Source organism: Streptomyces sp. a15, assembly GCF_059026085.1.
In genome coordinates, this window is the sequence record NZ_JBWLKM010000016.1 from 106653 (window position 1) to 118931 (window position 12279).

Sequence of the window (12279 nt, forward strand, 5' to 3'; positions counted from 1 at the left end):
CCCTTACCGTTCCCGCCCTGCGCACAACTCCCCGGGGAAAGCCCATTTCTTTCCGATAAGGCGTCAATTGCGACGGGGTGAGCGATCACCCTTTCGTGTGCTTTTCACCAAAGACCTCAAGGGAGTTGGAGACGACGCCGACAAAGGATCCGTGAGTACCCTTGCGCACACCATGATGACCGCCGCCCGCTCCGCAGACTCCGGTCTCGCCGGCCCGGGCGAACTCGACCGCTACCCCTACGCCGAGGCGCCGGCCACCGACCGCGTCGGCGCCCCCTCCTGGGACGGCGCGGACCCGGAGCTGGGCCGCGTGGGCCGACGTACCGCAGGCAACCGCGGGCGCGGGCTGCACGGCCAACTCGTCCAGCAGCTTGGCCAGATGATCGTCTCCGGTGACCTGGGCGCTGACCGTCCGCTGGTGCCCGAGGAGATCGGCCAGCGATTCGAGGTCTCCCGCACCGTAGTCCGCGAGTCGCTCCGGGTCCTAGAGGCCAAGGGTCTGGTCAGCGCCCGCCCGAACGTGGGCACGCGCGTGCGCCCCGTCAGCGACTGGAACCTCCTCGACCCGGACATCATCGAGTGGCGGGCCTTCGGGCCACAGCGCGACGACCAGCGCCGTGAGCTGAGCGAGCTGCGCTGGACCATCGAGCCGCTCGCCGCCCGCCTCGCCGCCGGGCACGGGCGCGAGGACGTCCAGCAGCGACTCGCCGACATGGTCGAGATCATGGGCCATGCCATGGGTCAGGGTGACGCGCTCACCTTCTCCCGCGCCGACGCCGAGTTCCACTCCCTGCTCATCCAGCTCGCGGGCAACCGTATGCTGGAGCACCTCTCCGGGATCGTGTCGGCCGCCCTTCAGGTCTCCGGCAGCCCGGTCACCGGTTGTGACCGACCGAACGAGACCTCGCTGGCGCACCACGGCCGGATCGCCGACGCCCTCGCCACCGGCGACGGCACGGCGGCCGAGGTGGCCATGCGCCAGCTTCTCACCGTTCACCCCGAGGTGGAGCGCGTGGTGCCCGCGCCGCGCGAGCACTGACCGCGCACCGACGGCGGCGCGGCCGGCGGTGCCATCCCCCTCCTTTGGCATCGCCCGGCCGGCGAACCGCCTCCCGTCGGACCCCGCAGGATTCTCAAGGAATCCTGCGGGGTCCGACGGTGCGATGTGGCGGCGCGCCCGCCGGGGCGACCAGGTCGAGGCTGCGGATGACCCCCTCTATCCGGGTCTGATCGGTTTTGATCGCTTACGGGGTGTGACTCGGGCCACGCAGATTGGGCGTAACGCTGGCGGAGACAGCGCGATGACCTAAGAGGTGACAGCCGCGGAGGGAATACGGACGCCATTCAAGGCGCTGTGCATCTTCCCGGCCCCCGCCCGCACCGTCGGCCCATCCCCAGGCCGGTGGTCGGCTCCTGTCCGCCGTGGACGGGGCCGGAAGCCGTTTTCCAACGTTCCGAGAGGTTGTTCGTGTCGGCCAGCACATCCCGTACGCTCCCGCCGGAGATCGCCGAGTCCGTCTCTGTCATGGCGCTCATTGAGCGGGGAAAGGCTGAGGGGCAGATCGCCGGCGATGACGTGCGTCGGGCCTTCGAAGCTGACCAGATTCCGGCCACTCAGTGGAAGAACGTACTGCGCAGCCTCAACCAGATCCTCGAGGAAGAGGGTGTGACGCTGATGGTCAGTGCCGCGGAGCCCAAGCGCACCCGAAAGAGCGTCGCAGCGAAGAGTCCGGCCAAGCGCACCGCCACCAAGACGGTCGCGGCGAAGACGGTGACCGCCAAGAAGGCCACCGCCACCGCCACGCCGGCGGCACCCGCCGTCGAGCCTGCCGTCGAGGACGAGACGCCCGCGAAGAAGGCCGCCGCCAAGAAGACGACGACCGCCAAGAAGGCGGCCGCGAAGAAGACCGTCGCCACCAAGAAGACGGCGACCAAGAAGACGACCACCGGCAAGGACGACGCCGAGGCCGCCGAGGACGAGGTCCTCGAGGAAGCCAAGCCCGGCGAAGAGGAAGAGGAGGGGGCCGAGAACAAGGGCTTCGTCCTCTCCGACGACGACGAGGATGACGCGCCGGCCCAGCAGGTCGCCGTTGCGGGTGCCACCGCCGACCCCGTCAAGGACTACCTCAAGCAGATCGGCAAGGTCCCGCTGCTCAATGCCGAGCAGGAGGTCGAACTCGCCAAGCGCATCGAGGCCGGTCTGTTCGCCGAGGACAAGCTGGCCAACGCCGACAAGCTCGCTCCGAAGCTCAAGCGCGAGCTGGAGATCATCGCCGAGGACGGTCGCCGCGCCAAGAACCACCTCCTGGAGGCCAACCTCCGTCTGGTGGTCTCCCTGGCCAAGCGCTACACCGGCCGCGGCATGCTGTTCCTGGACCTCATCCAGGAGGGCAACCTCGGTCTCATCCGCGCGGTGGAGAAGTTCGACTACACCAAGGGCTACAAGTTCTCCACGTACGCCACCTGGTGGATCCGTCAGGCGATCACCCGCGCGATGGCCGACCAGGCCCGCACCATCCGTATTCCGGTGCACATGGTCGAGGTCATCAACAAGCTCGCGCGCGTGCAGCGTCAGATGCTCCAGGACCTGGGCCGCGAGCCCACCCCGGAGGAGCTGGCCAAGGAACTCGACATGACCCCCGAGAAGGTCATCGAGGTCCAGAAGTACGGCCGTGAGCCCATCTCGCTGCACACCCCGCTGGGCGAGGACGGCGACAGTGAGTTCGGTGACCTGATCGAGGACTCCGAGGCCGTCGTCCCGGCCGACGCGGTCAGCTTCACGCTCCTGCAGGAGCAGCTGCACTCCGTCCTCGACACCCTGTCCGAGCGCGAGGCGGGCGTCGTCTCCATGCGTTTCGGTCTCACCGACGGTCAGCCGAAGACCCTCGACGAGATCGGCAAGGTGTACGGCGTCACGCGTGAGCGTATCCGTCAGATCGAGTCGAAGACCATGTCGAAGCTGCGCCACCCGTCGCGTTCCCAGGTGCTGCGCGACTACCTCGACTAGGTCGAGGTAGTACGACACATCGAAGGCCCGGATCACCGAGAGGGATCCGGGCCTTCGTGCTGCGGGCTATGACGCTCTGCATGACTCTGGGTGTCCGATCAACACCTTTGAGTGAGGAGCAGGCATGCGGTGTCGCATTGCCCGGGCGCTGGCCCGGCCGCTGGTTCTGGCGGCCGCGGCGGCAGCTATACCACTGGTGTCCGCCGCCCCCGTGGCCGCGGACAGCATCGTCGTCGGCGGTTTCCCGGTCGACGTGTCCGAGAGCCCGTGGACGGTGGCGTTGTCCAGCCGTGACCGGTTCGGGGGTACGCGGGCGGGGCAGTTCTGCGGCGGTGTGGCGGTCGGCCGGACCACCGTGCTCACGGCGGCCCACTGCCTGGGCGAGGACGTCCTGGGCGCCCCACCGGACCGCATCAGCGACCTCAAGGTGATCGCGGGCCGATCGGACCTTCTCTCGGACCAGGGCCGGGAGATCCGCGTACGGGACACCTGGGTGAACCCGGACTACGACGGGGCGAGCAATGCGGGGGACTTCGCCGTGCTCAGCCTCACCGAGCCGCTGCCACAGGATTCGGTCGTCGGGATGGCGGCTGGTGGTGATCCGGCGTACCGACCGGGGACCAGCGCCTTCGTGTACGGCTGGGGTGACCTCACGGGCGGTGGTGACTATGCGCTCAGCCTGCGGGCGGCACCCGTGCAGGTGCTGTCCGACGCTCTGTGCGAGGAGGCGTACCCGGGCAGTGCCGACGGTACGTACCTCGCCGAGAGCATGCTGTGCGCCGGGGAGGAGGGAGGCGGGCGCGATGCCTGCCAGGGAGACAGCGGTGGGCCGCTGGTCGCCCAGGGGAAGCTGGTCGGGCTTGTGTCCTGGGGGAGCGGCTGCGGTCGTGCGGGCAGTCCTGGTGTCTACACGCGCGTGTCAGACGTCATGCGGACCCTGGGCTGGGGTACGGCCAGAGCGCCGCATACGGGCGTCTGACGGGGGGCTGGGGGCCTCATTGGGTACGAGCAAGGGCGGCTACCCCTGGGATCAGGGGCGGCCGCCCTTGGCCGGCCTGTGCCGGTGCTGGCTCGTCGTGGACGCGAGTGTCAGCGCTCTTCTTCGGAGGCGGATGCAGGAGCGGCCGTGAGCCGCTCCGTCTCGTCCTGTATTTCAGCGGCGATCTTCTTGAGTTCCGGCTCGAACTTGCGACCGTGGTGGGCGCAGAAGAGCAGTTCTCCGCCGCTGAGCAGGACGACGCGCACGTACGCCTGGGCTCCGCAGCGGTCGCAGCGGTCAGCGGCCGTCAGCGGGCTCGCGGGGGTCAGAACAGTAGTCACGTCGCCTCTTCTCTAGCTCGACGAGCTGTCGTACCAGGGTCAACATCCAACCAGCCCGAAAACGTTCCCGCTCGGGGCTTTTCCTCGAAAAATCTCTCCGGGGCGGCTGTCTGCTGCCGGTTGGCGGCGAATGTGCCGTATTGCGTGTCTTCAATGCTTACGGGTTCGCGCTGTCGGTCGGTGTCGGTCCTCCCGGCTGGGTTGCCGGTTGTTCATGAGGACGTGCCCGGAGCCTAAATGGTTCATGCCTGGAAGGGAACGTGATATGTACTTCACTCAATCGAGGGATCGAACACGCATGCGACGCTGGACTAGTCTGAGTTTGAGACGAGGGTGGCGTTACATCGGCTCTACCAGGCCTCTGTACCCTCGGAGCGGCAACCGAAGCCGCGCCCTTACCCATGAGGGCCCCACTTGAAATTCAGCGAGGAGCGAACCGCGTGACCGCCGAGACGTCCGTGCCGTCCACAGCTCTGCTGGCAGGAGCAGACCGGGACGGTTCCAACTACACCGCGCGGCACCTGCTCGTCCTCGAGGGGCTCGAGGCAGTGCGCAAGCGCCCAGGAATGTATATCGGCTCGACCGACAGTCGTGGCCTGATGCACTGCCTGTGGGAGATCATCGACAACTCCGTCGACGAGGCCCTCGGAGGCTACTGCGACCACATCGAGGTGATCCTCCACGACGACGGCTCGGTCGAGGTCCGCGACAACGGCCGCGGCATCCCGGTCGACGTCGAGCCCAAGACCGGCCTCTCCGGCGTCGAGGTCGTCATGACCAAGCTGCACGCCGGCGGCAAGTTCGGCGGCGGCTCGTACGCCGCGTCCGGCGGTCTGCACGGCGTCGGCGCCTCCGTGGTGAACGCGCTGTCCGCGCGGCTGGACGTCGAGGTGGACCGCAGCGGTCACACTCACGCCATCAGCTTCCGGCGAGGCGTTCCCGGCGCCTTCGCCGCGATGGGCCCGGACGCCAAGTTCGAGGCGGGGGGTCTGCGCAAGGCCAAGAAGATCCCCAGGACCCGCACCGGTACGCGGGTGCGGTACTGGGCCGACCGCCAGATCTTCCTCAAGGACGCCAAGCTCTCCCTGGAGCACCTGCACCAGCGCGCCCGCCAGACTGCCTTCCTGGTTCCCGGCCTGACCATCGTCGTCCGCGACGAGTACGGCCTGGGCGAGGGCGGCAGCAAGGGTGAGGAGTCCTTCCGCTTCGACGGTGGTATCAGCGAGTTCTGCGAGTACCTGGCCACCGACAAGCCGGTCTGCGACGTCCTCCGCCTGTCCGGCCAGGGCACCTTCAAGGAGACCGTCCCCGTCCTGGACGACCACGGTCAGATGACGCCCACCGAGGTCACCCGTGAGCTCGGCGTGGATGTCGCACTGCGCTGGGGGACCGGCTACGACACGACCCTGAAGTCGTTCGTCAACATCATCGCCACCCCCAAGGGCGGCACCCATGTCGCGGGCTTCGAGCAGGCCGTCGTCAAGACCATGAACGAGGTGCTTCGCACCAAGAAACTGCTGCGCGTCGCCGAGGACGACATCGTCAAGGACGACGCCCTGGAGGGCCTCACCGCGGTCGTCACCGTCCGTCTCGCGGAGCCCCAGTTCGAGGGGCAGACCAAGGAGGTCCTCGGCACCTCGGCGGCCCGCCGCATCGTGAACACGGTGATCTCCAAGGAGCTCAAGGCGTTCCTCACCTCCGCGAAGCGGGACGCGGCGGCCCAGGCCCGTGTCGTCATGGAGAAGGCCGTCGCCGCCGCCCGTACGAGGATCGCCGCACGTCAGCACAAGGACGCGCAGCGCCGGAAGACGGCCCTGGAGTCTTCGTCGCTGCCCGCCAAGCTCGCCGACTGCCGCAGTGACGACGTGGAGCGCAGCGAGCTGTTCATCGTCGAGGGAGACTCCGCGCTCGGTACCGCCAAGCTCGCCCGGAACTCCGAGTTCCAGGCGCTGCTGCCGATCCGCGGCAAGATCCTCAACGTCCAGAAGTCGTCCGTCACGGACATGCTCAAGAACGCCGAGTGCGGCGCGATCATCCAGGTCATAGGAGCGGGTTCGGGTCGCACGTTCGACATCGACGCGGCCCGCTACGGCAAGATCATCATGATGACCGACGCCGATGTGGACGGCTCCCACATCCGGACCCTGCTGCTGACGCTGTTCCACCGCTACATGCGGCCCATGGTCGAGGCGGGCCGGGTGTTCGCGGCGGTGCCGCCGCTGCACCGCGTCGAGCTGATCCAGCCGAAGAAGGGCCAGGACAAGTACGTCTACACGTACTCGGACCGCGAGCTTCGCGACAAGCTCCTGGAGTTCCAGAGCAAGGGGGTCCGGTACAAGGATTCCATCCAGCGGTACAAGGGTCTCGGCGAGATGGATGCGGACCAGCTGGCCGAGACCACCATGGACCCGCGCCACCGCACTCTGCGCCGGATCAACCTCTCCGATCTGGACTCCGCCGAGCAGGTGTTCGACCTGCTGATGGGTAACGACGTGGCACCGCGCAAGGAGTTCATCTCCAACTCGGCGGCGACGTTGGACCGGTCGCGCATCGACGCGTAGCCGCTGCGCTGGGCTCGGGCCGGTGAGACGGGGGCCGGGCCCAGGCGGGCGGGCAGGTCGTGGTCGGCCGGGCCGGCAGATGTGAGATGCACGGGCCGGGTGGGTCCGGTGGGGCGCCCCGGGGCGTGCGGCCTGGGCCGCCAGGCTGGAGTCTGCGGCTCTGGCGCCGGGGCAGCGCGAGGAGTGTGGCTTGCCCGGTCGGGGGGTGACGTGGGCGGACCAGGTCCGGCTGGAATGGGATGTGTGGTTCCGGTCTGGCCAGGGTGAGATCTTCAGCCATGATCGGGCGGGTGCGAGGGCGGGCGCGAGCCTTGCCGACTGCGTCGTTCGACTGTGAGGGCCGTTCGACTGTGGGGCTCACGGCTTCGCCACCGGTGTATCGACCCTGCCCCCAGGCCTGGCCCGGCGGGGCCGTCGGGGCGAGGCTTGGGTGCCCGACTCGGTTCGCAATCCCGGCGTATCGCACGACGCGTAATGTGCAGAGGCGGGCGCGGCAGGCGCGGCCGGACGGTGCGCACGGCCGTATCGATCGCGGCGGCTTGCAACGGGCCCGTGAGTCCGGCGGGCGGGCGAGCCCGATGTGTGCGCGAGGCCCGGCGGGCTGCGAGGCCGGGAGGGGCACCTGTCGGTGTCTCCACCCGTGGGTGGAGGTCAGCGGTCGTCGGGGATCCACCCATGATCCACCCCGGCTCCGATCTGTCGACCTGAGCAAATGCGTAGCGTCGAAGGCGTCGGCAGCGCTCGCTGTCGATCTCGCCCTTCCCCGCTACGGAGGCTCTGATGACTGGGCTCGTCGACGCGTTGATGATCGTGGCCGTGGTCGTCCTGGTGGTCGTCCGGCAGTTCCGCCCCGGACGGATCGACACCCAGAGGCGATGGTGGCTCATGCCCGCGGTCCTGGCCGTCGTCGCGCTCCGCGAGCCGCACATGGTCGACGCCCACCACCCCGCGGCATCGGTCGCCCTGCTCGTCGCCGAATTGATCACGGGCCTCGGCATCGGAGCCGGCTGGGCCTGGACCACCCGAATATGGGTGGAGCCGAACGGCGCCGTGTGGAGCAAGAGCACCACGGCGAGCGGAGTGGTCTGGGTCGTCGGCATCGGATTGCGGGTCGGCCTCTTCGCGCTCGGTGCGGCGCTCGGCATCCACCAGGACTCCTCCGCCCTGCTGCTCGCCCTGGCGGCCACACTTCTGGTCCGCTCCGGGATGCTCGCCCGGCGGGCCCAGTCCCTGCACCCGGCTGCCGTTCCCGGTACGGCGTACGGTGACCGCATGTCCCCGCCCTCGTGGAAGGAACGGGTGTGACGGAGACGGAGAACGCCTGGACACGCTGGCCCTCCCGGGAGGCACTCGGGCGCGGGGCGACCTCGGGCCCTCGGCGTCTGATCGGGTGGGTGACGCGGAGCCTGGTGCTGGGCATGCTCCTGTGGGGCGTCTTCACCAGCAGCCAGGTGCACGGCTGGGGGGCCGTCGGGGCAGCGGCGGCCGTCCTGCTGGCGGCGTTCGTGGCCTGGGCCCTCTACCGCACCACCCTCGCGCACCGGCTCTGGCCCTCCCTGGCTCTCACCACCGTGCTCCTGGGGATCGCGGTGGTTGCCCAGACCGCCGACTTCAGGGTTCCCGCCCTCGTCCTGTGGTGCGGGTGTGCCGTCACCGCCCTGGAGCGGCTGCCCCTCGTGGCCGCCCTGCCGGTGACCGCGGTCGCCCTCACCTCGTACGCCGCGGTCAATGACGACCCCTGGCTGACCACGGCGGTCACGACAGCGGGGCTCGCCCTCGCCGGATACGTCCTGCGGCTGGACGCCGAGGCCCGTGGCAACGCCGAGCGGCTGCTCGACCAGGAGCGTGCCGCGCGGGCGGCCGAGGCGGAGTCGGCGGCACTCGCGGAGCGGTCGCGTATCGCACGGGAGATTCATGACGTGCTGGCCCACAGTCTCTCGGCGCAACTCGTGCACCTGGAGGCGGCCCGGCTGCTGATCGAGGGAGGGGCTGACCGGGAGCAGATTCTCGAGCGGGTGGTGGCGGCACGGGGAATGGCCCGCGACGGCCTCGCCGAGACCCGGCAGTCGCTGTCGGCCCTGCGTGGCGAGCTGACCCCGCTGGAGGACTTCCTGTCCCAGCTCGTCGGTACGGCCGATGGCGCCGAAGCCACCATTTCGGGTGAGCGCAGACCTCTGCCGGCCGAGGCGTCGCAGGCCGTGCGGAGGGTCGCTCAGGAGGCCCTGACCAACGTCCGCAAGCATGCGCCGGGGGCGAAGGTGCAGGTGAGGCTGGAGTACGGCGAGCATCAGGTGACGCTGGTCGTGCGGGACTCGGGCGGCTCGCCGGGCGAACTCGGCGGGAGCGGCGCCGGGTACGGTCTGCTGGGCATGCGGGAGCGTGCCGAGCTGCTGGGCGGCTCGCTGGAGGCCGGGCCGGGCAAGGAGGGGTTCGTGGTGACGTTGCAGGTGCCCGTATGACAGCGGGGCCGGGGGAGAAGGCCGCCCGGGTGGTGGTCGTGGACGACCAGACCGTGGTCCGCGAGGGCATTGTGATGTTGCTGGGGCTGCTGCCCGGGATCGAGGTCGTCGGAGCCGCGGGGGATGGCGACGAGGCGGTGAAGCTCGTTGCCGAACTTGCCCCGGACGTGGTGCTGATGGATCTGCGCATGCCCCGCTGCGACGGGGTCGAGGCGACCCGTCGTATCCGGGCGGAGCACCCCGGGACGCAGGTCGTGGTGCTGACGACGTACGCGGACGACGAGTCGCTGTTCCCGGCGCTGCGAGCGGGGGCGCGTGGCTATCTGACCAAGGATGCGGGGGGTGAGGAGATCGTGCGGGCTGTGCGGAGTGTGCTGTCCGGGGACGCGGGGCTGTCGCCGAGCATCCAACGGCGGCTGCTGGAGAGGCTGTCGGAGCCCGAGCCGGCGTCGGTGGTGCCCGTCGGGGCGTCGGACGGGCTCACTGTCCGGGAGACCGAGGTGGTGGTGCTGATCGCCGAGGGCCTCAGCAACCAGGAGATCGCCCGTCGGTTGCACGTCTCCACGGCGACGGTGAAGACCCACATCAACAACCTCTTCGCCAAGACGGGTCTCAAGGACCGTGCGCAGGCGGTGCGTTACGCGTACGGGAAGGGGCTTGTACGGCCACCGAGGGGGTGAGTCACCTGATGGGGTGAAGAGCGCGGGGAAGAAGAGTCGGGGATCTTCCCGTTCTGTCCATCCTTGGGCATGCAGTCAAGCAACGGTCGCTCCCGCGGAGGCGGCGGTGGTGCCGAGAGTTCGGTCGACAACCACGAGAGTCATGTTCCGGTGCCCGCCGGAGGGCCCGGACAGGTGAGGTATGACGATCCCTGGTACGACGCACTGGCCTCCGGCTGGGGCGAGTCGGGTGGTGTCGGCGCGCCCGTGCCCGCGGTTTCGCAGGCGCCGCGCGAGAAGGAGGCCCCAGCTGTCGCGGCGGCCGAGGTGTACCTGGAAGTGCAGCGCAGCGCGGCCTTTCAGGAGGTGCGCAGTCGGTACCGGCGATTCGTGGTGCCGGCGGTCGTCGTGTTCTTCGTCTGGTACCTCGCCTATGTCGTGACCGCGACGACGGCACCCGGGCTGATGGCACGTCCCGTGGCGGGTGCGGTGAACGTGGCGATGCTGGCGGGACTGGGGCAGTTCCTCACGACCTTCCTGTTCACCTGGGCCTATGCGCGGCACGCGCGGCTGCGCCGGGACCGGGCCGCGCTCGAACTGCGGTGGGACACCCAGGAACTGACACGCGGCATCCGGGGCGGTGTGTCGTGACGGGGGACCATCAGACGCTGGCGTTGCTTCTGTTCAGTGTGTTCGTCGCCGTGACGCTGGGGATCACGACATGGGTGAGCCGTCACCGGCACGGCTCGGCGGAGGAGTTCTACGCGGGCGGCCGGCTCTTCTCACCGATGGAGAATGGTTTTGCCATCGCGGGTGACTACATGTCGGCCGCCTCCTTCCTCGGCATCTCCGGACTGATCGCCCTCTACGGCTACGACGGGCTGCTGTACTCGGTGGGCTTCCTCGTGGCCTGGCTCCTCGTGCTGTTCCTCGTCGCCGAACTGGTGCGCAACTGCGGGCGGTTCACGCTCGCCGACGTGGTCGCGGCGCGGATGAGCGAGCGGCCCGTGCGGATCGCGGCGGGAACCTCCTCGGTCACCGTGTCCGTTCTGTATCTGGTGGCGCAGATGGTGGGAGCGGGCAGTCTGGTCGCGCTGCTGCTCGGAGGCACCAGCGGGGCGGCGCGGACCTGGACGGTCATCGGGGTCGGCGCGCTCATGGTGATCTATGTGTCGTTGGGAGGGATGCGGGCCACCACCTGGATCCAGATCGTGAAGGCGGTCCTGCTGCTGGCGGGCACCGTCACGCTGACCGTGCTCGTCCTGATGCGGTTCCACGGCGACTTCGACCAACTGCTGCGCACGGCGGCGGAGCGCAGTGGTCACGGTGAAAGCTTCCTGGCACCCGGCCTGAGGTACGGCGGGGACTGGACCGCCCGCTTCGACTTCATCAGCCTCGGACTCGCGCTGGTGCTGGGCACGGCCGGGCTGCCGCACATCCTGTCCCGCTTCTACACCGTGCCCACCGCGCGGGCCGCCCGGCGCTCGGTCGTCTGGTCGATCGGGCTCATCGGCGGCTTCTACCTGATGACGATCGTCCTCGGGTTCGGCGCGGCGGCGATCGTGGGGCCGGAGGCGGTACGGGGATCCAACGCGGCCGGGAACACGGCGGTTCCGCTGCTGGCACTCGACCTGGGCGGCGGCGCGGACTCCACGGGAGGAACGGTTCTCTTCGCGATCGTGGCCGCCATCGCCTTCGCCACGATCCTCGCTGTGGTCGCCGGGATCACGCTCGCCTCCTCCGCGTCCGTCGCCCACGACCTGTACGCCTCACTGCGGCGTCCCCATGCCAAGCCGCGCAGCGAAGTGGCCGTCGCCCGCGCCGCGGCCGTCGGCATCGGGGTGGTCGCGATCGCCCTCGGTCTGCTGGCACGCGACCTGAACGTGGCGTTCCTCGTGGGACTCGCGTTCGCCGTCGCCGCGTCCGCCAATCTGCCGGTGCTGCTCTACTCGCTGTTCTGGCGCGGCTTCACCACGCGTGGCGCCGTGTGGGCCGTCTACGGCGGGCTGATCCCGGCCGTCGCGCTCGTGGTGCTGTCGCCGGTGGTGTCGGGCAGCCCCGAGTCACTGTTCCCGGGCGTCGACTTCCAGTTCTTCCCGCTGCAGAACCCCGGGCTCGTCTCGATCCCGTTGGGCTTCGTCGCGGGCTGGCTCGGCACGGTCACCTCGGCGGAACTGCCCGACGAGGCCAAGCACGCGGAGACCGAGGTGCGGTCGCTGACGGGAGCGGGGGCCGTGTAAGGGGCGGCGCTGTCACCGTCGTACGGCAGGGGC

Annotated in this window: 10 protein-coding genes; 9 read left to right on the forward strand and 1 reads right to left on the reverse strand. The window is 69.4% G+C overall.

Features of this window, described 5'->3' with window-relative positions; all coding sequences use genetic code 11:
• Nucleotides 1-151 precede the first annotated feature (151 nt).
• The 3 genes from AC5P09_RS19005 to AC5P09_RS19015 all read left to right on the forward strand — a co-directional run bounded on the left by AC5P09_RS19005 (nt 152) and on the right by AC5P09_RS19015 (nt 3986).
• Nucleotides 152-1039, forward strand: coding sequence for a FadR/GntR family transcriptional regulator (locus tag AC5P09_RS19005; protein ID WP_493875017.1), 888 nt, complete (start codon nt 152-154; stop codon nt 1037-1039).
• Between the two features lie 429 nt (nt 1040-1468).
• Entirely contained in the window at nt 1469-3007 is a 1539-nt protein-coding gene (locus AC5P09_RS19010) for an RNA polymerase sigma factor (protein WP_493875018.1), read from the forward strand.
• Nucleotides 3008-3131: 124 nt separating this feature from the next.
• Nucleotides 3132-3986 carry a serine protease gene (locus AC5P09_RS19015; RefSeq protein ID WP_493875019.1) on the forward strand — a complete coding sequence of 285 codons (855 nt, stop codon included), beginning with the start codon at nt 3132-3134 and terminating at the stop codon, nt 3984-3986.
• 110 nt (nt 3987-4096) lie between these two features.
• Here AC5P09_RS19015 and AC5P09_RS19020 read toward each other — a convergent pair whose 3' ends face one another.
• On the reverse strand, nt 4097-4327 hold the full coding sequence (locus AC5P09_RS19020) for a DUF7455 domain-containing protein (RefSeq protein WP_053749190.1): 231 nt from the start codon (nt 4325-4327) through the stop codon (nt 4097-4099).
• A gap of 440 nt (nt 4328-4767) precedes the next feature.
• On the opposite strand from AC5P09_RS19020, the gene AC5P09_RS19025 reads away from it, so the two are divergent.
• From AC5P09_RS19025 to AC5P09_RS19050, 6 genes are all read left to right on the forward strand, one after another.
• Nucleotides 4768-6888, forward strand: coding sequence for a DNA gyrase/topoisomerase IV subunit B (locus AC5P09_RS19025; protein WP_493875020.1), 2121 nt, complete (start codon nt 4768-4770; stop codon nt 6886-6888).
• 780 nt (nt 6889-7668) lie between these two features.
• Entirely contained in the window at nt 7669-8193 is a 525-nt protein-coding gene (locus tag AC5P09_RS19030; protein WP_493875021.1) for a DUF1453 domain-containing protein, read from the forward strand.
• Complete coding sequence (locus tag AC5P09_RS19035; RefSeq protein ID WP_493875022.1) at nt 8190-9347, forward strand: sensor histidine kinase; 1158 nt, start codon at nt 8190-8192, stop codon at nt 9345-9347. The genes AC5P09_RS19030 and AC5P09_RS19035 overlap by 4 nt, the downstream gene beginning before the upstream one ends.
• The gene (locus AC5P09_RS19040; RefSeq protein ID WP_493875023.1) at nt 9344-10027 is read left to right on the forward strand and encodes a response regulator; all 684 of its coding nucleotides are present in this window, start codon (nt 9344-9346) and stop codon (nt 10025-10027) included. The genes AC5P09_RS19035 and AC5P09_RS19040 overlap by 4 nt, the downstream gene beginning before the upstream one ends.
• A gap of 69 nt (nt 10028-10096) precedes the next feature.
• Complete coding sequence (locus AC5P09_RS19045; protein ID WP_493875024.1) at nt 10097-10657, forward strand: DUF485 domain-containing protein; 561 nt, start codon at nt 10097-10099, stop codon at nt 10655-10657.
• Nucleotides 10654-12246 (forward strand): monocarboxylic acid transporter, encoded by a 1593-nt coding sequence (locus AC5P09_RS19050; protein WP_493875025.1) that lies wholly within the window; start codon nt 10654-10656, stop codon nt 12244-12246. The genes AC5P09_RS19045 and AC5P09_RS19050 overlap by 4 nt, the downstream gene beginning before the upstream one ends.
• Nucleotides 12247-12279: the final 33 nt, after the last annotated feature.

What these genes read in the sequence shown, in the direction of transcription:
- AC5P09_RS19015 (WP_493875019.1), top strand. Translation starts at nt 3,132, where the DNA reads ATGCGGTGTCGCATTGCCCGGGCGCTGGCCCGGCCGCTGGTTCTGGCG.
- AC5P09_RS19030 (WP_493875021.1), top strand. Translation starts at nt 7,669, where the DNA reads ATGACTGGGCTCGTCGACGCGTTGATGATCGTGGCCGTGGTCGTCCTG.
- AC5P09_RS19040 (WP_493875023.1), top strand. Translation starts at nt 9,344, where the DNA reads ATGACAGCGGGGCCGGGGGAGAAGGCCGCCCGGGTGGTGGTCGTGGAC.
- AC5P09_RS19045 (WP_493875024.1), top strand. Translation starts at nt 10,097, where the DNA reads ATGCAGTCAAGCAACGGTCGCTCCCGCGGAGGCGGCGGTGGTGCCGAG.